At 60.2% G+C, this 22,752-nt stretch carries 16 protein-coding genes; 2 read left to right on the top strand and 14 right to left on the bottom strand.

Features of this window, described 5'->3' with window-relative positions:
- Nucleotides 1–104: 104 nt before the first annotated feature.
- The 4 genes from J8C01_RS03695 to holB form a co-directional block, all read right to left on the bottom strand.
- Nucleotides 105–2,456 carry an ArnT family glycosyltransferase gene (locus J8C01_RS03695; protein ID WP_211432425.1) on the bottom strand — a complete coding sequence of 784 codons (2,352 nt, stop codon included), beginning with the start codon at nt 2,454–2,456 and terminating at the stop codon, nt 105–107.
- An 84-nt stretch (nt 2,457–2,540) separates the two neighbouring features.
- On the bottom strand, nt 2,541–3,938 hold the full coding sequence (gene sucB, locus J8C01_RS03690) for a 2-oxoglutarate dehydrogenase, E2 component, dihydrolipoamide succinyltransferase (protein WP_014099248.1): 1,398 nt from the start codon (nt 3,936–3,938) through the stop codon (nt 2,541–2,543).
- Between the two features lie 68 nt (nt 3,939–4,006).
- Nucleotides 4,007–4,984 carry an alpha-ketoacid dehydrogenase subunit beta gene (locus J8C01_RS03685; RefSeq protein WP_014099247.1) on the bottom strand — a complete coding sequence of 326 codons (978 nt, stop codon included), beginning with the start codon at nt 4,982–4,984 and terminating at the stop codon, nt 4,007–4,009.
- Between the two features lie 280 nt (nt 4,985–5,264).
- The gene (gene holB / locus J8C01_RS03680) at nt 5,265–6,275 is read right to left on the bottom strand and encodes a DNA polymerase III subunit delta' (protein WP_211432424.1); all 1,011 of its coding nucleotides are present in this window, start codon (nt 6,273–6,275) and stop codon (nt 5,265–5,267) included.
- Between the two features lie 182 nt (nt 6,276–6,457).
- Between holB and J8C01_RS03675 the strand changes: the two genes are divergently transcribed.
- Nucleotides 6,458–7,108 (top strand): DUF7676 family protein, encoded by a 651-nt coding sequence (locus tag J8C01_RS03675; protein ID WP_211432423.1) that lies wholly within the window; start codon nt 6,458–6,460, stop codon nt 7,106–7,108.
- Nucleotides 7,109–7,225: 117 nt separating this feature from the next.
- Here the strand turns inward: J8C01_RS03675 and J8C01_RS03670 are convergent, their stop codons facing one another.
- The 10 genes from J8C01_RS03670 to J8C01_RS03620 all read right to left on the bottom strand — a co-directional run bounded on the left by J8C01_RS03670 (nt 7,226) and on the right by J8C01_RS03620 (nt 21,005).
- The gene (locus J8C01_RS03670) at nt 7,226–8,548 is read right to left on the bottom strand and encodes a TRM11 family methyltransferase (protein WP_211432422.1); all 1,323 of its coding nucleotides are present in this window, start codon (nt 8,546–8,548) and stop codon (nt 7,226–7,228) included.
- Nucleotides 8,545–10,257 (bottom strand): ATP-binding protein, encoded by a 1,713-nt coding sequence (locus tag J8C01_RS03665; RefSeq protein WP_211432421.1) that lies wholly within the window; start codon nt 10,255–10,257, stop codon nt 8,545–8,547. The genes J8C01_RS03670 and J8C01_RS03665 overlap by 4 nt, the downstream gene beginning before the upstream one ends.
- Nucleotides 10,258–10,274: 17 nt before the next feature.
- On the bottom strand, nt 10,275–11,411 hold the full coding sequence (locus tag J8C01_RS03660) for a hypothetical protein (protein WP_249355475.1): 1,137 nt from the start codon (nt 11,409–11,411) through the stop codon (nt 10,275–10,277).
- Between the two features lie 2 nt (nt 11,412–11,413).
- On the bottom strand, nt 11,414–14,782 hold the full coding sequence (locus J8C01_RS03655; protein WP_211432419.1) for an N-6 DNA methylase: 3,369 nt from the start codon (nt 14,780–14,782) through the stop codon (nt 11,414–11,416).
- A gap of 932 nt (nt 14,783–15,714) precedes the next feature.
- Nucleotides 15,715–16,044 (bottom strand): MerR family transcriptional regulator, encoded by a 330-nt coding sequence (locus tag J8C01_RS15290; protein ID WP_249355474.1) that lies wholly within the window; start codon nt 16,042–16,044, stop codon nt 15,715–15,717.
- Between the two features lie 141 nt (nt 16,045–16,185).
- Nucleotides 16,186–16,914: a sulfite exporter TauE/SafE family protein gene (locus tag J8C01_RS03640; RefSeq protein ID WP_211432418.1), complete on the bottom strand. Its 729-nt coding sequence runs from the start codon at nt 16,912–16,914 to the stop codon at nt 16,186–16,188.
- A gap of 12 nt (nt 16,915–16,926) precedes the next feature.
- Nucleotides 16,927–18,120, bottom strand: coding sequence for a DNA replication/repair protein RecF (gene recF / locus J8C01_RS03635; RefSeq protein WP_211432417.1), 1,194 nt, complete (start codon nt 18,118–18,120; stop codon nt 16,927–16,929).
- A 30-nt stretch (nt 18,121–18,150) separates the two neighbouring features.
- On the bottom strand, nt 18,151–19,323 hold the full coding sequence (locus J8C01_RS03630) for a phosphoglycerate kinase (RefSeq protein WP_211432416.1): 1,173 nt from the start codon (nt 19,321–19,323) through the stop codon (nt 18,151–18,153).
- A gap of 90 nt (nt 19,324–19,413) precedes the next feature.
- Nucleotides 19,414–20,007, bottom strand: a complete 594-nt coding sequence (locus J8C01_RS03625) for an SGNH/GDSL hydrolase family protein (RefSeq protein ID WP_211432415.1) — start codon at nt 20,005–20,007, stop codon at nt 19,414–19,416.
- A gap of 134 nt (nt 20,008–20,141) precedes the next feature.
- A complete protein-coding gene (locus J8C01_RS03620; RefSeq protein ID WP_211432414.1) occupies nt 20,142–21,005 on the bottom strand; it encodes a hypothetical protein in 864 nt (287 codons plus the stop codon).
- A gap of 187 nt (nt 21,006–21,192) precedes the next feature.
- Between J8C01_RS03620 and J8C01_RS03615 the strand changes: the two genes are divergently transcribed.
- Nucleotides 21,193–22,752, top strand: coding sequence for a YifB family Mg chelatase-like AAA ATPase (locus J8C01_RS03615; RefSeq protein WP_014099234.1), 1,560 nt, complete (start codon nt 21,193–21,195; stop codon nt 22,750–22,752).

Here is a 22,752-nt window from a genome sequence, read left to right as displayed (position 1 = left end):
ACCGATACCAACAGACCCAACAACGAAAGCCCAATCATCAACAGAATCCAGACAGGTGATGACTGACGGGACGCCATGGCGCGTCGAGCTTAGCAGACGGGCCCCTATGGATTGGCGCCAATCTCCCGGACTTCCACCCGCCCAAGATACAGGGCGGAAGCGGCCGGCTGGTTTCGCCGGTTGCCAATGGCCAGCTCGGCATCGCCGCGTCCGTTGGTGACGAACAGAATGTCAATGGGCACGTAGGTCTGGCTCTCGCTCAGCGCCACGGGTTCGTTGAGCCACAACCCGGTTTGATCCCGGACGCCAATCACCGCCCCGCCCTGCGTGACGCGCACGGCGGTCTGAAGGCGATACATCACGTTTGGCTTGAGCGGGGGCAAGGGCAGCCGCAGGCGGGTGGTGTAGTTGGAGACATCGGTCACAATCCGCAGGGCAAGCTGGCTGCCGTCGCGCTGCACTTCCGGCGGACGCATCCCGGCATGCGGCAGGTTTTTTGTCAGGCGTTCAAGATCAGTCGGCTCGGCCAGCCAGACGAGCGTGGCTTCCTGGCGCTGCTGCTCCGTGTAATAGCCACGCCGGGCATAACCATTGGTGCTTCCCATGAAGTAGTACCGCGCGGGCAGTGACGGGGCGCTTTCCGTTCCGGTCAGTCGGTACACGCGCACCGTACCGTAGAGCGTCCCTGACAACTCGGCAATGAGCGGCCATTGGGACTGAGCGGCCAGCTTCCGCAGAGGCGCGGACGCCGGTGTTTCATCAGTGATCATCACCACCGGCTGATTCTCGTCGGCAATCTGAGCTGGAAACGGCTCCTCATCAAGTGGGGCGACGTAGCGGGTGCCCAGTGGAAAAGCAAAGCGGTGGGTGTTGCTGGCCACAATCGTTGCGCCCGGCGGAACGACCTGCCGCAACACCAGGGCGAGATCGGCATAGGGCGCCGGGGTGAAGGTTCGTGTCCAGCGGTGAAAACGCCAGACAGCCCGCCCGCCTGAACCCAGCGTGGCCGTGACCAGCGCCAGCATCGTCACCCCCACCGCCAGACCACGCAGGACGCGCGGCACGGTACGCCGCCGCTGCTCCACAGCCCAGCGCAGCGCATCCACCACAAACACCCCGACGCACAAGGCAAACCAGGCCGTCAGTATGGGCAACGAGGCCGGGAGTTTATAGCTGTCAAACAGCGCCAGACTCACGATGCCGGTCAAGGTGACGACCAACAGACCTGTGCGCGGAATCCGCCAGTCCGGGTGCGACGGTGCGCCCAACACCTGAAGCCAGTGGGTGATGGGGCGCGTGTCTTTTTCAATTTCCTGCACAATGAGCGAAAGCCGACGCAGCAGCCCCCCACGCTCAAACATCCAGCTTTCCAGCGTGCCGACCTTGGGGAGCCGGACTTCCCCACTCTCATACAGCTCTTTCAGCTCGGCTGGAGCGGGCATCCCGCCAAACCGCCGGCGCAGTTCGCGGACAAACTGCCAGTGGGACACCATGTGGGAAATCGTCCGGGCGGTGCGGACGCCCAGATAGGCCAGCGCACCCAAGGTCATCCCCTGGAAAAGCCGCACGCTAAGGCTGTCCGGGGTCGGAATCAGCAGGATACCGTTAGACCAACCGGCATAGCGCCGTCCTTCGGCCAGCAGGTTCTCCCACAGGGACAGACCGGGCTGCCCATACAGGACGGCGGCAACCTGTGCGGCCTGCCGTTGGTATTCAGCCCAGTGCGTTCCAATCCAGAGCAGGTAGGGAAGCAGCAACGCTCCAGCGCCAAGCAGAAAGATGCGCCACGAGGTGCTCCCCAGCAGGTCGCCGCGCTGGATGAGTCCCCAGGCGAGCACCCACAGAAAACCGCTCCATCCAATCGGATCAAACCACCCGGCCAGCAGCGAGGCCGCACCGCCCAGCAGTCCCCAAAGCCACTTGCGTCCCAGGCGGTCGGTGGCCTGGGCGCGCAAAAACAGATAAAAGCCGAGCAGGGCAAAGGTAACAGCACCGGTTTCGGGACGGAACGTGCGCAGACTGTTGAAGAAGTTGGGATCACCAATCAGGCATGCCACTGCCAGCAGCCCGGCCGCGCGACTGTGGAGTTTGCGCCCGATGGAATAGATGATGACCAGTGTCGCCAGCGCCAGCAGGACGCCATACACGCGCACCTGCGCCACGCCATCGCCAAAGGCCACGAGCGCCGCCCATAGCGTCCAGTCCAGCGCCGGACGGGAGAGCATCAGTCCGCCCGTCAGAGCCTCATGGGCCAGGAAACCTTCGGCCGCCGTCGGCGCTGGGATGGCACCAATGCGCCGGGTGACGAAGAAGGCAAACAGCGCCGCCAGTCCGGCCAGCAGCAACCCCGCCAGCCGGTCCGCCCGCCGGGCTTCATCCGTCCAGGCAGGAATGGCATTGGCCGACAGATGCAGCGGCTCGCTTTTGGCAGCGGCTTTTGCCGAACCTTCCATCATCAGGCGCACTTCATCGGCTGGGTGGGCGTGGAGGGTGGACAGCCTCCTCCACGCCCGCACAACCGGGGTTAGTCACGGTGGTGTCTAACTCAGTTCCGTCGCCTGGAACGTCTCCAACGTTCGCTTGAGCTGGGACATGAACTGGTCCGCCACCGCGCCGTCAATCAGGCGATGGTCAAACGTCAGCGACAGGTAGGACATGTGGCGGATGGCAATGGCATCGTCTTCCGTGACGACCGGCCGTTTGACCACCGCGCCCACGCCCAGAATGGCCACCTGCGGCTGGTTGATGATGGGCGTTCCGATGAGGCTGCCGAAACTCCCGTAGTTCGTGATGGTGAAGGTTCCGCCCACGACTTCATCGGGCTTGAGCTGTTTGGCGCGCGCCCGATTCGCCAGATCGCTGATACTGCGCGCCAGGCCGATGAGGTTTTTCTCCTCGGCATGGCGAATGACTGGCACAATCAGGCCCCAGTCAAGCGCAACGGCAATCCCGATGTGGTAGTGCTTTTTGTAGATGATGTTGTCACCTTCGATAGAGGCATTGAGCGCCGGCCAGGCGCGGAGCGTATCCACGACGCTTTTGACGATGAAGGGCAAAAACGTCAGCTTGGCGCCATGCTGCGCTTCAAACTCACGTTTGTTCCGCTCCCGCAGCCGGTGAATGTGCGTCATGTCCACTTCAAAGACGGAAGTGACATGCGGGGACGTATGCTTGCTGAGCACCATGCGCTCGGCAATTTTTTTGCGCATCGCCGTCATCGGGACGACTTCAACCTCATCGCCCGGCAGGGCGGCCGGGGGCGGCGCGGCCACAGCCGGCGCAGTCATTGCCGGTGTGGCCGGCGGCATCACGGACGGCGTTGCCGGAGCCGGTGGCGCGGGCGGCGTCACGGCCGGTGTGGCGGGTGGCGCAACTACCGTCGAAGCCGCGGCCTGGCGCCGCTCCAGAAAGGCCAGAACATCGTGCTTGGTGATGCGTCCGCCGATGCCCGTGCCGCGAATCTGGCGCAAATCAATGCCATGTTCGCGCGCCATCCGGCGCACGAGCGGTGAAGACCGCACGCCAAAAGCGTCGGTGGTTTCCGAAGCGTCCTCGACATCGGCTTCATCAATCCGGGTGGCGGCCGTCACACCGTTGGAGGGGGCTGCGGTTGCCGAAGGCGTGGCCGCGGAAACGGCGGCGCTGACCGCCGCCGGAGCTTCGGCCGGTGCCGGTTGGGTATCCGGCGCGGAAGCCGGGACTTCATCGCTGATGTAGGCCACCACCGTATTGACCGGCACGGTCTGGTTCTCACCGACGAGGATTTCCACCAAAAAACCGGCCTGCGGGGCCGGTATTTCTGCATCCACCTTGTCGGTTGAAATCTCGAAGATTGGCTCATCCCGCTCGACGCGGTCGCCAATCTGTTTCAACCACTTGATGATGGTGCCTTCCGTGATGGACTCGCCCATCTGAGGCATGACAACTTCGTAACGCATAACTGAAATCCTTTACCAAGATGACTTGTGGGCCACACGTGCAGAGTGCATAGCCCGGTTGGTTCGTTTCAATACTCTACCAGCCGCCGCACGGCTGCCATGACTTTCCCGGCGTTGGGAAGGAAAAAATCTTCGAGCGGCGGACTGTAGGGGGTTGGCGTGTCAATGGAAGCCACGCGCACGATGGGGCCATCCAGGTGCTCGAACAATTCTTCGGCAATAAACGCAGCAAATTCGCCGCCAATTCCGCCGGTCAACGTCGCCTCGTGCAGAATGATGACCTTGTTGGTTTTCCGTACCGTTTGCGCCATGGCTTCCTTGTCGTAAGGCAGCAGCGACCGCATATCGAGCACTTCCACCTGGATGTCATCTTCGCGCGCAAGGGTTTCGGCGGCTTCCAGGGCGACGTGCACCATGGCCCCGAAGGTGATGATGGAAACATCCGTCCCGGCCCGGCGTACAGCGGCTTTGCCAATCGGCACAATGTAGTCCGTTTCCGGCAGGTCTTCCTTGATGCGGCGGTAGAGGTACTTGTGCTCGAAATAGAGTACCGGATCATCATCGCGGATGGCCGCCTTGAGCAGCCCCTTGGCATCGTATGCCGTTGCCGGTTCAACCATCTTCAGCCCCGGCGTGTTCATGAAGAAGGCTTCCGGGTTGCGCGAGTGAAACGGTCCGCCGCGCACGCCAGCGCCGGACGGGCCGCGTACGACGATGGGCACGGCCAGTCCCTGCCGGTAGCGGCTCGTCGCCGCATAGTTCGTCAGCATGTCAAAAGCGCAGGAGATGAAATCAATGAACTGCATTTCGGCCACCGGACGCAGCCCCAGATGCGCCGCACCGCAGGCGGCGCCGACAATGGCCGCCTCTGAAATGGGCGTGTCAATGACGCGCTCCGGCCCGAATTCCTCCAGCAAACCGGCCGTGACCTTGAACGCGCCGCCATACACTCCGATGTCTTCCCCAAGGCAAAACACGTTGGGGTCGCGGCGCATTTCCTCGAACAGGGCTTGCCGGATGGCTTCAAGGTAAGTCGTCAGTGCCATGACTGTTCAGCTCGTTGTGGGATGATTCCTGTGTGGCTGGTGCGCCTCACGATAACCGAAGTTGTGTCCCGTCGTCGAAGGATTCATGGCTGTCCGGGGTTAGGAATGGCGAGTAGCGAGTGGTGAGTAGCGAATAGTGAGTAGCGAATGGCGAGTGGCGAGTGGCGAATGGAGAGTGGGGCGGCTGATGTTTACGCAGCAACGGGCAGACACCCTCAACCCACACATCGCCATCCTCCAGGTAACCGATGCTGCCGCGCCAGCCCCCGCGCCAACGGCTTCACGGTCTGGCGCTCAGTTCCAGCAGCGCTGCCTCCAGCGCCAGGACGCGGTTGATGTTGCGGTCAAGATCGCGCCGGATGGCCTCGAACCGGTTGAGCGTCTGGTGCAAACGCTCCAGCGGGAACAGGTCGGCCAGTTCCGCCAGTTTGGGCTGAACATCGCTGTGAACGAGCCGGTCTTCCAGCGAACGGGACGTTTCCGCGGCCGCCGGTGCAACCTTCAGGCATACCAGGTCGCGTACCAGGCTGGCCAGGATGTCCAGTGCGAATTCAAAATCCGGGCGTTCGAGTTTTCCGAAGTATTGGGCGGCTTTCAGCAGGCGTGGGATGGCATTGCCCTGCCCCAGCAACGTCAACAGTTCAAGCAGGGCGCGGCGCTGCTGGCGGTACACTTCCAGGTCCAACCCCGTAACCGTACCGGGGCGTCCCTGTGCCAGCCGCGCCAGCAGCCGCTGATCGGCCGGTGGACGCCGGGCATATCGCTCCAGACAACGCTCAACCTCTTCGGGTGACAGCAGCGCAAACCGCACGACCGGGCAGCGCGAACGGATGGTGGCCGGCAGGGCATCCGGGCGGGCGCTGATGAGGATGAGCTGTGCATGGGCGGGCGGTTCTTCAAGCGTTTTGAGAAAGGCGTTGGCGGCCGCCGTGTTGAAGGTATCGGCACGCTCGAAGATGACAACGCGCCGCCGGCCTTCGTAAGGCAGGTCGGTAGCGAAGCGGATGGCTTCGCGTACCTGCCCGATCCTGATGTGTGCGCCATCCGGGACGATCAGCTTCACATCGGGATGCTCCCCCTGCGCGATGCGCCGGCAGGTTGCGCAGATGCCGCAGCCGGTGTCCGGTGCTTCCGGGCAGTTCAGCGCCTGTGCCAACGCCAAGGCAAACTGGCGCTTGCCCACCCCGGAGGGCCCCGTAAACAACAGGCTGGCCGGCAGGCGTCCGGTGGCAAGCGCGCGCTGGAGAAAGGCTCTGGCAGCCGATTGTCCGATGAGTTCATGGAAAGCCATGCTGACGGGAGTGCCACTGTGGCCGACAGCCACAGTGTTCGCAAAATTCCTGCTTGTGCACGAAAAGCCCTTTGGTGACAGCCTACCGGCTGCCTACACTACCTCAGCCCGGCCCGGCTGACGACCCAGATGCTGCGGGCATCACCTGCCCACCAGAAAACACCCCACGGAGAAAAGACCCCATGACCGTTGCCACCCTGCCCGATGTTGTATCCGAAACTGCCGCTACTCCTTCGCCCCGCTGTCTGGCACGGGAAGTCATCGCCCTGCCCGGCGGTAGAACCCTTGAATACGACTACTTCGACGCCAGCCCGGCGACCATGGAACGCCTGACCGACGTGCTTTTCAAAGAACACTGGCGGGACATCGTGGTCGGGCCGTGCATCGAGGGCGCGGTTTTTGAAATCCGCTTTGAGAAAGCGCCCAAAGTGACATTTCTCGACGGCTACCTCACGGTGGATTTGGGTTACTGGCACTTTCACCTGTGCACCGGCATTCACCGGCAGGCGCCGACACCCGAAGTGGCCCGGCAGCGGCAGGTTTCCAAAGTAGCCTTCTTTTTACAGCGTGGGCAGCGTTGTGGCGGCGGGCGGAGCTGGGGCCTGCGCCTGTGGAACGGCGCGGGCGAGCAGATGACGACGGTCTTTCTGCCCAATCCCTATCTGACGGATGAGATGAAGGTCCGCCAAACGCCGGACTGGAACCGGCTGGCGCTCTGGCACAAGCTGCGGGAAATCTTTCTGGGCGAACCGGCCCCGGCCGATCTGGTGGCCCACTACAGTCAGGAACCGCACGAGTCGCTTCATCACTGCCCCCCGGCCCGGCGTGGGTGACGTGGGTGAATGCGTAACGGTCTGTAGATTCAGCCTTCCGCGCCGGCAAACATCAACCGCCGCAAAACTGGTTACGGCAGAAAATCCAACGCATTACAAAAGTGGATTGGACAAATATCACAAAGCATTGGTCTGGTCCCCTGATGTAGAAAGGTTGTTTTTTTCAAGTGCTAGATGAGAAGACAGCGGAAGGCGCTGTTTGAGACGGGAAGTTGTAGTTTTCACTTTCTGTAAAAACACTACGGTCTCTCTTGACAGCTCACGTCCAAAGCGTCCCATCTGTTGGGCACTATTTCCGCGAAGCCTGGCAACCCAGGCAGTGATAAACCTATATCCAGCCTGCTGCCCCACATCGGCAAGAATTTCATCTACTGGTACCATCACCCCAGCATGGCGTACATTCCCAACAACGAAGGCACATATTCCCCCAGGCTTCAAATAACGGCTGATTGATCTTAGGGTCAAATACAGGTCCTCAAAATATCCCTTTATCAGTGGAACCACCCGCTGATCGGCATTGGCCGGTAAATCCAAGATTTTGGCCAACCTCGATGGGATAACATAGCCATCGGCGTTCAACGGCGGTGCTTCTGCTTCTACATGTGATCGAATAGATGTGCGACGAAGTTCAGTCACCTCACGTTCAGAGATGCCCAACGATAAAAGTTCAATGTGAAAGATGCGCGAGTAATCGTGTCGATTGGGATACGGAGGAGATGTGATCACCAAATCACAGATTCCTTGAAGATTTTCTAGCTGGCGCACATCACTAAGTAGAATTTGAAAAGGGGGAAATCGGACTGACTTCGCATCTGCAATTTGCATATTGGCTTGTTGAGCAAAAAGATGCTTGATGAGCTGGCTCTGATCTTCCCTTGGCACCCATCGAAACCAGCCGCCATCGGGACAAGCACGGCTGATGCCTTGCTGAACGCGCAAAAGTGCCAATCGGAAGAAGTCCAGCGCCGGTTGGGGAGCAGTATCTATCTGTTGACGGAGGCCGTTGAGATGAGCCAGTTCACTAGGGGTGAAGGCTTTGCGGATACGCTCAGGCACTTTGCTATTTCCATAGGATGGGTGGTAGTGGTTCAGAATGGTTTCCAGACATTCCCGGAGCATTACTCCGTCGTAGTTCGCCAGTTTGACTTGGCTGACAAACAGGCTGAGTGGCGATAGATCGCTGCCTGTGGCAGCATAGCCTAATTCCAAGGCACGCAGGACGGTTGTGCCGGCTCCGAGGAAGGGATCGAAGATGCGTCCGCCAGCGGCTACTGGGAAGGCGCACAGAATTTCATCGATCAGTTGGGGAGAGAAACTGTGCGGAAACCAGAACCAGCGATGGATAGGCTGATTGCGCAGCAAGCGTGGCGTGACATGGTGCTTGAGGTTCAAGCGGTACTCAAAGCCTTCTGGCAGAGGCGGCAGGTCGCTTGCTCTCATTTCTTCACACGACCCTGTTGGAAGGGCGGGCGCGGGAAGCGGATTTTGACTGGCTGACGGTAGATCGGATGCGACAGGATCAGTTCTCCTTTATCCAGCCGAGTCAGGTGCATCTTGATGTCCTTATCCAGAAAACGATAGTTGCCTTCGTTGACCTCGGCGCTGTCAGTGCGGCCCAAGACTTTGGTTGCGGCGTTGCCGGTCACACGCGGATGGACAGCACTCAGGAATTGCTGCGCTGAGAACAGGATGATGCCAAAGGAACGTCCGCGCTCGGCGATGTCCAAAACCTGCTCCACAATCGGTGAATTGGCAGCTTCGCCCCGGCTAGGAGCGTATTTGTTCAATTCATCCACAAAGATGATAACCTTTTCCGGCAAATCATCTTCCGTTGCCAATCCCGTTTCGCCGGAATAAAGGGCGTACACAGTGCGTAGCACATCCCCAAAGACCAGGGTTTGCTCGACATCGGTCAGACGGGCAATGTCCACAACGTAAGTATGACCGCCCTTGATTTCGCCAATTCCAGCCTCAATAGTGGTCATGCGCGTACTAAGTTGAGACACAAACACGCCACTCTGGCGGGTCTGCACGGCGCGACGCAACAGGCGTAGAAAGCGGCCAACAGAAGAGACGGCTATGTTCTTGAATGATTTTGGCGTTCCATTCTCCGAAAGCGGCGGTTTGGAAAGCAAGTCCTGCCAGGTTTTGATCTCCCGCCACGTAGGCTCGTTGCTCTGCAATCCCTGACTGACCTCACCGATAAGTGCACCCAGCGTATCCCATGGATCGGGTACATGGGAGAGCAGCAAATCCAATTTGGGGGCAGTGGTCTTCAAATCGTAGGCATAGGTTCTATGCGGCGGAATACTCTCCCCAAAACTGTTCGGGCGGCCTGTGGTTTGGGTTTGTTTGCCCCAAGGCAACAGGTAGTGGACACGATCATCCTGCCATGGCCCTGACCGCAGGCCCATCTTCTCCCATAAAGACTTTTCATCTTCCGTCAGAGGGCGTGCCTCGTGAATGTGGAGCAAGTCATCATACTTAACGTTGAGCAAAATAACGGCGATGTTTTCTGCTGAAACAGTCTGCAAAATGGATTGTATGAGAAAAGTGATGTATGAGGTTTTGGTGGCCAAGCCAGAAATGCCGCTGATATTCACGTGCCCGGCTTCCGGCCCCAGGACGTAATCCACATCCAGATACGCAACGGCCTCGGAACCATTGCTCATTTGAATCAGGCCGGCCGGGATGCGCACAGTACGCCCCTCGCGCTGTTCTTTCTCGGCCATACTGTCTATGCCCAAGGCATTGTGGATGCCGGCTTCACCGGCAAAGCGGACGCGCGCTTCACTCTGGACGGGCATGTAAATCTCTTTGTCGTTCGAGAGAACTGAGACATCAGCCACATTAGCACCTTGGCGCGGGGTATTGGGTTCCTCCACCAGTTCGCCGAAGTCGTTGGAAATAAAGTTGGAAAGATGACCAGCGGCGTCGGTGACGTGGCGAATGTTGGTGACCAACCCATAGGTGTGACTGCCCTCCAGATGCTCAGCAGCGACGATGTCAAAAGGATTCAAGCGCGCACTTGGGCGAATCCAGAACGAAAAGCGATCGGCTGTGTTCGGTTCGCGTTCGGTGGCCGAAGCACGGCCAATAGCGTCGGCTGGTGAATCCGAGTGAGTAATTTGCGGGTTCTCTGAGGCCATCGTATTCCTTCCAAACATTAGATTTGTGCACCCGCCTGCGGCCAGCGGATAGCAGCTTTGAGAACTTCTTCCGAGTAGAAACGATCCTTGATAACTCGTTCAGCCAGGCTGATCGCGTACAGATGGGCGTGCCAGCGGTTATCTCGCCCGTGTGGGGTGACACAGCGTTCGGCGATCAGCCAGCCGCTGATCCGGTCAGCCAAGTCGCTGTTTATGGATTCGCGGCTCGGATTGGGCCACTCGACTTTCACCACGCCCATCAGCGGATAGTCCAGCCCGCGCTGGGGGCGGATGCGCACATACCAGAACAGGATGGCGCCTTCCCGATCCTGTCCAGGCCAACGGGGGAACACAGCAGTGCGGTGATTGAGTTCTAATCCAGCAAGCAGGGAATACAAGTTCATTTGCTTGGCACGCGGGCCACTGCCTATGTAGAACTGAGTGTCGCGGCGGAAAGACTTGGCCACACCAATCACCGGCAGTCCGTCCCAATTCATATATTCCGTGCCCAGCGCGCCGTCCAACACCAACCACGTATCTGCACTGCGCTGTAAGCCATCCCGCGCCAAAGCGATCTCCATTTCACGCATAGCCCAGTTGGCGCGATGGGCGCCGCGGGACCGGGGTTCGACAACACCCAGCGCTTCGCTGAAACGGTCTTGGCTGTCGTTGGTAGAACGCAGAAGCAGGTGAGAATGGCCAGCAATAGCCTGCTCTACCGCACTCCACAAAGTCTCGGAAAGGGCCTGCTTGTCCATTAAGAGCAAGATTTTGTGCTCGAAAGCAGCCCGCCTCACGCGGCCATCGTCCTCACGATAGACTGCCGCCGCACCGATTTGACCGAGTTGCACTGGGCTGGAGCGTTCATGTTCGAGCAACGTGCCGATAAAGTAGATTTTGGCTGAACCGTCGAGAAAATAACGCAGGCGATGTTCTTGACTGCGGTGGATAGGCACCACCTGGTGATAAAGTTCCTGGCGTGTTTCCCACACGCTGGTCACCTTTTCGCCCGGGCCGCCGGTGGCGCGGTCATAGGCTTCTTCCAAGTCAGGAGAGACCATATCCACGATAGCCTGGCCGGTAGCAGGCAAAACGCGCCCCTCGGTAGCCAGGATACGCAAAGCGGGCTGTAAAGGCGCGAAGGGATTGGGCATATTCATTCCTCTCCATCAGCAGGTGTGGCCTCTAAGTTCTCGCCTTTGAGTTCGACCAGGTTGCGACGGATGTCCTCCAGTTCGGCCTGAGTGAGTCCCCACAGTTGAGCGGCCAGGCCGTCAATCTTGGCCTCGATGGCTGCCAAGCGGCGTTGGGCATTGGCATCGCCAGCATAGACCTCCGGAGCAATCTGATGCGCTTTCTGAGAGAGCGCCGCCAGGCGGGTGTGGGTAGGGTTTTGGGCGTCAAAGTGGGGAACAGCGATTTGATCAGTGATATGCGTTGTCTGTTGAATGGAGATTGAGAATGCCCATACCGCTAACGTTATTGGTGCACTGTTCAGAACACCTGCTAGGTAAAAGGCTTCTTTCTTGCTTTGGCAGCCTATCAGCATGAGTTTGTGGTCAGGAACGATACACTTTTGCTCCTGTTCGTTAACCACAGCAACAGTAAACCAAGCTGATTGCTCTCGCCACACCACCTTCCACGGGGCGAAGGTGTACTTGCCGATGTTGAAGAGGGAGTAGAACGGCCCAGTTTCAATTACCTGTTTGCCCTGCTTACGGGTGAAGTAGCGCTTGAAGCCGGAACGCTCGCGGAGTTCTTTTTCAAAGCTTTTCAGGTAAGACCAGGTTTTGGGATAGCAGTTCTGCAAGTCCTTGACAGGAATCGCATTCAGTCCAGCGTCTGGCAGATGAGTTACCAGGATATAAGCCGATGGTTGGGCATGCCAGCGCCGCACATCCCGCCCGCGCAGCAAGGGGTAGAGCAGGTTGGGTTCAAGTTCCACCGGTACCGGCTCAACTTTCCGTTTCGCTCCCTTGGTCAGGTTGCGCACCACCCATAGTCCATAGGGGAGGGCATTTTCTTTCTTCAGCCAGTAGATGCCGTTGGCCCAAGTGCAGACCCCGGCACGAGCCTGATACGCCGAGGGCCCCAGTACCTTTTGAATGGTTGTGAGGGCTTTGCAGTGGGCGGTCAACCAAGCGCTGGTGGAGTCATGCTTGTCCACCGGTGCAGCCTGGAATTGCAGGCGGCGGGTTTGCTTCAGCACTTCGTCGAGCGTGCTGTCGTAATCCAGGCTCTGACCTCGGCTGGTTTTCTGCCAGTAGGTGTAGGGAACGGGATAGCGGGTGGTCTCGCCTTTGCGCAGCACGAAGACGCTGGTGCGCGTGCTTGCTCCCTCAAAGACTTGTAGGCGGCTGAGATCATCTACGTGTACCACACGCAAATGGACATCCTTCCCCCCAGCCCCTCTCCCGTTGGGAGGGGGGAGCCGGAAGCGGCGGAAACCCTGTCCGCCACCGCTGGTCTTCCACACGCTCTGGGTGATGACAAAAGCCAACTTGCCGCCGGGTTTCAGGTAGCGGTCAGCAGCCACATACGTCATCAGTGCTGAAATGTCGTCTTTCGACTTTCCCAGGATGGCGTCAAAGCCTTTGTGCTGAAACAGGTCGTACTGTTGCCACAGCGGAGCCACACGCTGGCGATACCCCTGCGGCAAACTCTCCCAGTTGATCCAGGGCGGGTTGCCAACCACGTAGTCAAAAGGTTTCAAAAAGAGTGGCATGAAGGCGTTCTTGACCACGCGCGCCCAGATGCCGTCCAGTCCTTGCTGGTGCAGGTTGCACAGGGTCTCAAACAGTTCGCGCAATGTTGCCTCATCCTGGTCGCTCAGGTCAGGTAATTCGGCGCGGCAGCGTTTCAAGAAGGCCTCGGTTGCGAAGCCGCCGCGTACGTACTCTTCGAGCAGATTGGTCAGGCATTCCATCTCGGCGTGGGTGTCAATAGCGACAGGGATGGGCAGGGTGCCGACGGCAGTCTCCAGGATGCGGCGGCCCTGGTCGAAGAATTTTTTGCCCTCAACAGGGGTGAGAATGCTATCGGCCAAGTAGATGGGGATTTCCACCTCGCGGCGGCGGTAAGGGAGCAGATCGGCGATGGCAAGCAGGAAATTGACGCGGGCGGCCATCACCGCCAGGGGATTCAGGTCCAAGCCGGCCAGGCCGCTTAGGATGACCTCCAGCGTGTCGGCTTTGGACAGTCCAGCTTGGAAGCAGTTGGCTTTGAGGGCGCGGGCAACCAGAATGAGAAACGTGCCGGAGCCACAGGCCGGATCCAGCAGGCGCTTGTTGGGTGTAGGAATGTACGCGCCGGGTTTGGGCATCTGAAAGAGCGGCTCGCCCAGTTGATTGAGCAGGCGTTCGGCCAGCCAATCGGGCGTGTAGAACTCGCCCAGATCGTGGCGGATCTCGCGCGGCAGGAGGTAGTGGTAAAGTTTTTTGAGCAGGTCGCGCGCCGAAAGCGGGTCATCCTGAACGGTGACGGGGTTGTACTCGGCCAAGCGCTGCAACACCTGGCGCAGCGCGACCTCCACGTTGGCATCCCAAGCATGCAGATACCAGGCAAAGAAATCGCCTTCCAGGAGATTCTTCAAACCCAAAGCCCGGTAAAAATCTCCCTCTTCCAATTTTTGCAGTTCCTGCTGCAGCCCTTTGCCCTGCAGCCCAGCAACAGTGGTCAGGGGCATGGTGTCCAGGCCGCCAGCAGCGTATGCCTGGAGCACCAGGCGGGCGATGTTTTTGACGATAAAGGCAAAATAGGTTTGCAGGGCAAAGAAGAAGCGTGGCAGGTCAGCGTTTTCGGGCTCAAGCCCCATGCCTTTGAGAAATGCACGTAGCTCGGAGCGATGGGCTATTTTGCCGGCGGCAGCATCGGCACCGGCGGTCTCGCCAAAAAATAATTTCCATTGTTTGAACAGACGCGCTGTCAGCCCGTCGGGATGCTGCTCCAAGGCGCAGTAGAGGGCGCTGGTCACCTGCTGGCTAAGGACATTCTGATTGCCGAAATCCTCGACCAGGTTTTCGGGGATAAGGGCGCGGCCGGAAGAGAGGGAAAATAGCGAGCGCAGAAAACGCTCGCAGGAAGACTCGTTGACCTCCAGTGGCGGCTCGACAATCCAATGCCCTTGATGGTAGCGCACAAAGATGAAGTAGATGCCATCGAAGGCCACGCCCAGCAAGCGATCGCGGTCATGGCGCTCGGCTTCAGCCAAACCCTTAATGTACTTTTGCACTTGCTCAACAGCACGTACTGTAGGCTTGTGGTGCAGATTGTTCTGTAGCGAGCCAGGCGATTTGTATTCGATAATGAAACGGTTATAGACCGCATCGGGGCGACCGGTGGCCAGGGTGTACTGCTCACGAGAGTCTAATTGTGTATCCAACTGCCCTGCCAAGCGCTCAATTTCGTTATTCATTTGTCGTCCAAATTCCGCCTCGTTACGCGCCTTCTGGGCAGCCTGCTTGGTAAAGCTCGCAAACTCTGGGGCAAGTTGGCTAATTTCCTGGTACTTCTCGAAACTATTCATTTCTGCACCACTTCAGGGTTTCAGTACATCTGGTCCGTTACATCTGGGAAGAGTTACCCGCAGTAGGTAAGAGTTGAGCTTTATGCCAATTCCGCTTCCCTCAGATCAGTTTCGGGAGAATTCCCTTGACAATCAATCCAATCCACAAAGTGCCTCTTGCAGAAACACGAGACTCTCTTGCTGATTCGTGCTCAAAGCACACCATCTGTCAGGCACTGTTGCCATGGAGATGTCGCCAGTCAAGCTGAGACAAAGCAAATATCCTGCTTTTTGTCCGACTTCGGCGAGAATCTCATCTACCTTGACACTTGCCCAACATAGCACATGTTACCCGGACAGAAACGTAGATTGCACCTAATTTCAAGTACCGATGCAAAACACGCGATGTCAGAACCTATCTTCAAAGCACCCATGAGACAAAAAGGCTAAACACACGGATCGGCATTAGACAAGTGCTCAAGGATGTTCGTCAGTTCATCAGGAGAAGTGTGGTTATTGTCAGGTAGCTTTGTTTTTTGTCCTAACATTAGGCATTTTGCCCAGTGCTTTCAACGCGCCCTGAACGGTTGGGAAGGAACTGGGCATAAGGTTTTTCTCACCAGATTGACTTTGTATCAGTTATCTACCACAGTAGTTGTGCGGGTCCAAACCCGTCTATAGTGGCAGATGTAGGTCTTGCTCTAAAGCCCCCACTGGGGGCTTTTTCCATGGTCGGATAAACTTGTAGATGCAGAACCGTCTACGATGAGCCTTCCGCGCCGGCAGACATCAACCGCCGCCCGGTATGTGGCATAAAGCCAGTGTCGTGGCGGCGGTTGGCGTTTCAGAAGCACAAGGTTTCTGAAAACCGGAGCGGAAGATGTCAGCGCACACGTGAGGTGTCGGCTGACGCTGGCCCCGGAAGTGTTCCTGCATTCATGGATCACCTGCTATCAAGAATGTGCGCAAAAGTGCGCACGGTTCTCTTCCTGCCCCGACGCGTCCTGTTGACCACCGTCGTATCTGACAGGCGTGACTTTCCCGACTACGGCGGGGACGGTCCCCGCCGCAGCGCCGCCATTGCTGGACGGACTCGCCACGGGTAGGGCAGTTTCGGTTGCCAGCCGTTTCAGGTTCAGCTTCAGGTTCAGCGCCGCGAGGCAGCGGTTGCTGTCCGTTCGGGCCACCGGAATCAGCCTTCCTTCGCGTTCCCAACGCTGCAACGTCCTGACCGGGACACCGGGAAGTTTTGCCGCCTTGCCTGTGCTGATCGTGCTTTCCATGAGCATTATTATACACTATCGCGTACTATACGGCAAGCTAGAGTCCGTCTCCTTGCAACGTCAGTATCGGCAACCGGTCAAGGACTGCCACATTGCGTCGCCCTGTGTAGCACAGACCAACCGGCGAAGAAATATCCAGCCTCACCCAAACAGCAGTTTTCCACCGGCAATGAGCAGTACCACCGACAGCGCGTACTCGACACCGCGCGCCGACAGATACCGGCTCCCGACGTGCGCCCCCAGCCAGCCGCCAACCAGCGCCGCCACAAACAGCGGCCAGACGAAAGGCGGAAGAGGCGCAGCACTGGCAACGTACCCCAGCAGCCCGGACAGCGAATTCCCCAGAATGAACGCCGCCGAAACGGCCGAAGCCGTTTTCGTCTCGGCCCACCGGGCCAACAGCAACAGCGGCGTCAGAAAGATGCCCCCACCCGTGCCGGTCAGTCCCGACAGCAGACCGATGCCCGCGCCACCCGGAAGCGCCAGCCCTAACGGCGGCAGTGCCACGGGAGCCGCAGTCGGTCGCGGCAGCCATATCCTGACCGCCGATGCCCAGAGCACCCCGCCAACCAACCGCCGGAAGACCTCCGGCGGTACGGTGAGGTAGCCGCCGATAAACGCCAGCGGCAGCGCCAGCAGCGCAAACGGCCAGAAGCGCCGCCACTCGAAGTACGGCGCAAACTGCCAGGTGGCCAGCGCCGCCACCAGCAGGTTGAGCATCAGGGCCGTTGGCTTGACGACGTTCGGCGCCCACCCGGCCAGCGTCATGACGGCGATGTAACCCGAAGCTCCGGCATGCCCGACGGCGGCATACAGCATTGCCACAACCAGAACCCCGCCCGTAACCCAGGCCAATGTACCCACATCCATACCGGTTTGACCCTAGCCAAAACCATCGGCCGGTATCAGTCCTGCGGCGGAAGTTTGTGTTTCGAGACAAGCTTCCGGGAAAACATCTGCTGGCGGCTGGTAGTCCCCATCGTGGGCGGAGACAAACCGCCCGGCGCGCAGCTCCAGCCAGCGGGCCGCAGTGCATACCAGCCCCGGTTTGGTCGTGGTGACAAAGGTCTGGGCTTTGTCCTCCAGATACGCCAGCAGGGTTGTGATACGTTGCAGGTCAAGTTCGGCATCAAGGTCATCGAGCAGAAACACCGGCGGCTCGGCGCAGTGCGCCCGGTACAGCACCAGTTGCCCCAGCGTGAGGACGAGCAGCGTACTGCGTTGCTGACCGGCGCTGCCAAAGCGCGCCACTTCCCGTCCATCCATCAGAATGGCCAGATCGTCCCGGTGCGGGCCGACGAGCGCATGCCCGACGGCCAGTTCAGCCGCGCGGCGGCGCGCCAGCCGTTCGGTCATGGCGGCCCGGAAGGCTTCCGCCGTCGGCGGCAGGTCCGGCTCCAGCGACGACACATAGCGGATGGCCACCCGTTCAGCCCCGAAAAGCTGCCGTTCCAGATGGGCATCGAGCTGTTCGGCGTAGCGCGCCCGCTCCACGTGCAGTTCCGTCCCCAGTTCGACGAGTTGCGCATTCCATGCGTCCAGGGAATCCAGCCAGTCGCGGTGCTCAGGCCGCTCGGCAACAACGCGCAGCAGGGCATTTTTCTGTTTGAGCACCCGGGCGTAATCCAGCAGCGTCTGCACATAAGCCGGTTTCAGGCTCAGGATGCCCCGGTCGAGAAACCGCCGGCGCTGCTCCGGCTCGCCGCAGACGACATCCAGCGCCTCGCGCCCGTAGGCAAACACCACGAGTTGTCCCAGGTAATCGCGCAGAGCCGCCCGCTTGCCGTTGACCAACATGACCTTGCGCCCGGCTTCGAGATGCATATCCAGCGTGACGGAACTGCCCGTGCGCCGTTGCAATTCCAGGCGCAGATGAGCGGCGGCCGCGCCAAAGGCCATGAGTTCCTGCGGCTGGTGCGTCCGAAAGGATTTTGTCGTCGCCAGCAGGTAGATGGCTTCCAGCCAGTTGGTTTTGCCCTGCCCGTTGCCGCCCCACAGAACGTTCAGCCCCGGCGCGGCGGACAACGTTCCGGTCAGATTGCGGAAGCCATCTACCGTGACGGATGTGATTTCCATGCCCTTCCCTGTACGCAACCCGACAACGGCTTACCGGAGCGCGGCCACGCCGGGCAGTTCGATGCCGGAGAGAAACTCCAGACTGGCGCCGCCGCCCGTGGAGACGTGGGTAATCCGGTCGCCCAGACCGGCGGCGTTGATGGCGGCCACACTGTCACCGCCGCCGACGATACTGATGGCCTCAGCGGCCGCCACGGCAGCCGCAATGGCGTTGGTTCCGGCGGCATAGCGCGGCTGCTCAAAAATGCCCATCGGGCCGTTCCAGACAATCATGCGCGCCGTGGCAATTTCGGACTGGTAGGCGGCAATCGTTTCCGGCCCGATGTCATACCCGGCCAGGTCGGGCGGCGTCGCCGTCACCGGAACCGTCTGGGGTTCCAGCTCAGGACGCGCCAGATCGCCCACCACGTGGTCGGTCGGCAGGTGCAGCCGGACGTTGCGCGCCTGGGCTTTGGACTCCAGCGCGCGCGCCACATCGAGTTTGTCTTCCTCAACGAGCGAGCGGCCGACCTCGACGCCCCGGGCCTTCAGAAACGTGTAAGCCATTGCGCCGCCAATCAGCACGGCGTCGGCCACATCCAGCATTTTGTCAATGACCTCGATTTTGTCCGACACCTTCGCGCCGCCGAGAATGGCCACGTAAGGATGCTCCGGCGCATGCAGCGCCTTGCCAAGGTATTCCAGCTCCCGCTCCATCAGCAGCCCGACGCCCCGCTCCGGGATGAAAGCCGCCATTCCAGCCGTTGAGGCATGCGCCCGGTGCGCCGTACCGAAGGCGTCGTTGACATAGACTTCGGCGAGCACTGCCAACTGACGGGCAAAGGCTTCGTCGTTTTTTTCTTCGCCAGCGTGAAAACGGAGATTTTCAAGCAGCAGCACCTCTCCCGGCTGGAGTTCGGCCACCAGCTTTTCGACTTCCGGGCCGACGCAGTCCGGGGCAAACCGTACTGGCACACCCAGGTGTTCGCTCAGCACGCTGACAACCGGCTGAAGGCTGTATTTCGCTTCCGGCGCGCCTTTGGGGCGTCCCAGATGCGAAGCCAGAATGACTTTGGCGCCTTTTTCACGCGCCAGTTGAATCGTGGGCACGGCAGCGCGGATGCGCGTGTCGTCCGTTACCTGACCGTCTTTGACGGGAACGTTAAAATCTACACGAATGAAGACACGCCGCTGGTGCAGGTCAAGGTCTCGAATGGTACGCATGGGCTGGCTCCGGGAAGAAGATCAAAGTCGTTGTGGTGCGGAAAGTGTATCGGGAATCACGCCGCCGAGGCTACTCCGGCAGGACGGAAGCTACTCCAGCACAACGGATGACAGGATGGCCGCCACCCACAGAGCATACATTTTGCCCGAAGGATGTAGTCCGTCAGCCGCCAGCAGGGAGGTTTCCTGCGCCGCCTGGCGCGAAATATCTGTGACATCCACGTAGTGTGCCCCGGCGGCAAGCGTCTCCTCGCGGTTGACGGCGTTGAACCGGTCAATGACGGGGCCTTCACCCTGCCGGTGTTGTTCGGCGGCAAACGGCGTCACACACCAGTCAGGAATGGAAAGGACGATGACCTGCCGGGGCTGTCCGCCGGCAAAGGCGATGGCCTGCTGAAGCAACGCACGAAACCGGGGACGGTATGCTTCCGGTGTCTGCCGCCGGTACTGGTCATTGACGCCGATGAGCAGCGTCACCAGATCGAAGCGTCCCGCCGGCGGATGGGCAGCGATGGCTTCTGCCAGTTCATCCGTCGTCCAACCGGTACGCGCAATGATGTGTGGCGCGTCCCAGTTCTGCCCGCGCTGGCGCAGGGCGGCGCAAAGCTGTTCGGGAAAACGTTCCGGTTCAGCCACCCCCTCCCCAATCGTGTAGGAATCCCCCAGAGCCAGGTAACGCTTCATGACGACACCCTTTCCCACGTCTGACGCTGGCTGCGGTGCGGGCAGTGGTCTGGAAAAGCAGCCAACGGCAACGGTCAGACAAGCCCAACTCCACCGCCACAGGAACCGGCATCCGGCCCGTTTCATTCCACACCTTACGGCACGGTTTCCAGCAAACGGCACCCGCCCGCGATGAACACCAGCCGCACCCAGTGCCGGGCAAACACCAGCATCTGGCTGAGCAGCACCAGCAGGGCCGCGGAAAACCAGGTCACCGGCGTCACCTGCCCCATCAGCCACAGCAGGCTGCCGATGACGAGCAGCCACAAGAGCGTCGTCGCAAGATACAACCCAATGGTCGTACCCGGACAGTGGACAAACAGCCCCCACCATGCCCGTAGGCGGCCCTTCCACGACCGCTGCGGCGCATGCACCACCAGCGCCAGCTTGAGGTAGTCCATCACCAGATGAATGCTCCAGAACATCGCCAGCCCGGTGCCAAGGCCAAGCCACTGCATGAGGTCAGCGCGCCACGGCGTCGTCTGGTTTTCGGTCACGAGGCTGTACAGCGGCCCCCAGGACAGCACCAGCACACCGCCGGCTATGGCGAGCAGCAGCCCCGTGAGCAGCCCGGCCGCCAACAACGGCAGCACATACCGGCGGCAGTCCGCCCAGAACGCGCGCGGTGCTTCGCGTGGCGCGAACGTGGCGATGATTCCACCGGACAGAAACGTGGCGACGAGATAGCCGATGAGCAGGGCAAGTCCTGAAGTAATCGCCAGACGGATGGGAAAGGCGCTTTTCCCGATGCGGAGCGCCACGAGCAGCCACTCAATGTCGAGGGTATCCTTCAGCAGACGTTCGGCAAACAACGAGGCGCTGTTGACCGCATTGAGCCAGAGAATGACCGGGAGCAGCGCCAGTACGGATAGCCCCAGGTTGACCAGCGTCAGCAGCAAGGCCCACTTTGCCCCGGACGTTGCCCGGCGCAGGCTGTCGGAAAGAAGTGCAGGCAGCATCAGGAAACACTTGACGGACACACGGTGCAGGGTGAGCAGCACCCGGGTGGGATACACCAGACAGCCGCGATTCAATCAAGTCGGGCTGCCAAGTGCAACCGGCTGACAACAGCAGTTTTTGGCTTGCGTGTCGGCCGTGGAAAACCTAGTTTCAAGGTCTCGCAGTCTGGTCATATCCGTTGCACCCATGGCGCTGTTCAAAACGTTCGGTGCGGCCGTCTTTGGCATTGACGCACACCTCGTACAAGTCGAAGTCCACCTCACGCCGCACATGGGCGACAGCCAGCCCACTGTGACCATGGTTGGTCTGCCGGATGCGGCTGTCCGGGAAAGCCGCGAGCGGATTCGCGCCGCCATTGCCAACTGCGGGTATCTGTTTCCCAACCAGCGGATGACCGTCAATCTCGCCCCGGCCGACCTGCGCAAGGAAGGCTCCGGGTTTGACCTGCCGATTGCGGTTGGCGTTCTTGGGGCAGCCGGCGGGTGGCGCGGCCGGTATGTGGCAGAGACGCTGTTTGTCGGCGAACTGTCCCTGGACGGCCAGGTGCGCCCTGTCAAAGGTGCGCTCTCCATGGCGCTCAAGGCACGGGAAAGCGGTCTGCGGTACATGGTAGTCCCCCGCGACAACGCTCCCGAAACGGCCGTGGTCAGCGGTCTGGCCACCTATCCGGTGGATTCCCTGGCGGATGTGCTGACCCTGCTGGAAAGCGATCCGCTGCCGCCGCCGTTCACCGTGGATGTCTCGGCCATGCTGGCGGCAACCACCGACGGCCACGCGGACTTCCGGGACATTCGTGGGCAACTGCACGTGCGCCGCGCCATCGAGGTAGCCTGCGCTGGCGGGCACAACATCCTGATGATCGGGCCGCCGGGTTCGGGCAAGACGATGCTCGCCCGCCGGATTCCAACCATCCTGCCGCCGTTGACCTTCGAGGAAGCCCTTGACGTGACACGCATTCACAGCGTCGCCGGGTTGACCCAGCGGCAGGGTCTGGTGTGCGAGCGTCCTTTTCGGAATCCCCACGTCACCGTTTCGGATGCCGGACTCATCGGCGGCGGAGCGGCTCCGCGTCCAGGGGAAGTCAGTCTGGCGCACCACGGTGTCCTGTTTCTCGATGAACTCCCCGAATTCGACCGCAATGCGCTCGAAGTGCTGCGCCAGCCGCTTGAAGACGGCAAGGTGACGATTTCACGGGCGGCAATGTCGCTGACCTTTCCGGCGCGCTTCATGCTGGCGGCGGCGATGAATCCCTGCCCATGTGGTTTTTTCAACGACCCCACCCGCGAATGCCAGTGCACGCCGGCCCAGATTCAGCGGTATGTCGCCAAAATCTCCGGCCCGCTGCTGGACCGGATTGACATTCACGTGGACGTTCCAGCCGTTCATTTCCGGGAACTGGCCACGGATGCGCCCGGCGAAGACTCAGCCGCCATCCGGGCGCGGGTGGTGCGGGCGCGCGAACGCCAGCTCGAACGCTTCAGAACACGCGACAAGACAAAGCCAGCCATGTTTTGCAATGCGCACATGACGCCGCAGGCTATCCGGCGCTACTGTCGGCTCGACAGTGCCGGCCGGCAGATGCTGGAGACGGCTATGGCACGCTTGGGGCTTTCGGCGCGGGCGTATGACCGCATTCTGAAAGTCAGCCGGACCATCGCCGACCTTGAAGGCGCAACCAACATCGCCGCGCACCACGTGGCCGAAGCCATTCAGTACCGCAGTCTTGACCGGAGTTACTGGAAGTAG

Source organism: Chloracidobacterium sp. D, assembly GCF_018304685.1.
GTDB classification, from domain to species: domain Bacteria; phylum Acidobacteriota; class Blastocatellia; order Chloracidobacteriales; family Chloracidobacteriaceae; genus Chloracidobacterium; species Chloracidobacterium thermophilum.
The sequence above is the reverse complement of the archived record's forward strand: the minus strand, read 5'-3'. Positions and strand labels throughout refer to the sequence as shown.

What these genes read in the sequence shown, in the direction of transcription:
- J8C01_RS03695 (WP_211432425.1), bottom strand. Translation starts at nt 2,456, where the DNA reads ATGATGGAAGGTTCGGCAAAAGCCGCTGCCAAAAGCGAGCCGCTGCAT.
- sucB (WP_014099248.1), bottom strand. Translation starts at nt 3,938, where the DNA reads ATGCGTTACGAAGTTGTCATGCCTCAGATGGGCGAGTCCATCACGGAA.
- J8C01_RS03685 (WP_014099247.1), bottom strand. Translation starts at nt 4,984, where the DNA reads ATGGCACTGACGACTTACCTTGAAGCCATCCGGCAAGCCCTGTTCGAG.
- holB (WP_211432424.1), bottom strand. Translation starts at nt 6,275, where the DNA reads ATGGCTTTCCATGAACTCATCGGACAATCGGCTGCCAGAGCCTTTCTC.
- J8C01_RS03675 (WP_211432423.1), top strand. Translation starts at nt 6,458, where the DNA reads ATGACCGTTGCCACCCTGCCCGATGTTGTATCCGAAACTGCCGCTACT.
- J8C01_RS03670 (WP_211432422.1), bottom strand. Translation starts at nt 8,548, where the DNA reads ATGAGAGCAAGCGACCTGCCGCCTCTGCCAGAAGGCTTTGAGTACCGC.
- J8C01_RS03665 (WP_211432421.1), bottom strand. Translation starts at nt 10,257, where the DNA reads ATGGCCTCAGAGAACCCGCAAATTACTCACTCGGATTCACCAGCCGAC.
- J8C01_RS03660 (WP_249355475.1), bottom strand. Translation starts at nt 11,411, where the DNA reads ATGCCCAATCCCTTCGCGCCTTTACAGCCCGCTTTGCGTATCCTGGCT.
- J8C01_RS03655 (WP_211432419.1), bottom strand. Translation starts at nt 14,782, where the DNA reads ATGAATAGTTTCGAGAAGTACCAGGAAATTAGCCAACTTGCCCCAGAG.
- J8C01_RS15290 (WP_249355474.1), bottom strand. Translation starts at nt 16,044, where the DNA reads ATGGAAAGCACGATCAGCACAGGCAAGGCGGCAAAACTTCCCGGTGTC.
- J8C01_RS03640 (WP_211432418.1), bottom strand. Translation starts at nt 16,914, where the DNA reads ATGGATGTGGGTACATTGGCCTGGGTTACGGGCGGGGTTCTGGTTGTG.
- recF (WP_211432417.1), bottom strand. Translation starts at nt 18,120, where the DNA reads ATGGAAATCACATCCGTCACGGTAGATGGCTTCCGCAATCTGACCGGA.
- J8C01_RS03630 (WP_211432416.1), bottom strand. Translation starts at nt 19,323, where the DNA reads ATGCGTACCATTCGAGACCTTGACCTGCACCAGCGGCGTGTCTTCATT.
- J8C01_RS03625 (WP_211432415.1), bottom strand. Translation starts at nt 20,007, where the DNA reads ATGAAGCGTTACCTGGCTCTGGGGGATTCCTACACGATTGGGGAGGGG.
- J8C01_RS03620 (WP_211432414.1), bottom strand. Translation starts at nt 21,005, where the DNA reads ATGCTGCCTGCACTTCTTTCCGACAGCCTGCGCCGGGCAACGTCCGGG.
- J8C01_RS03615 (WP_014099234.1), top strand. Translation starts at nt 21,193, where the DNA reads ATGGCGCTGTTCAAAACGTTCGGTGCGGCCGTCTTTGGCATTGACGCA.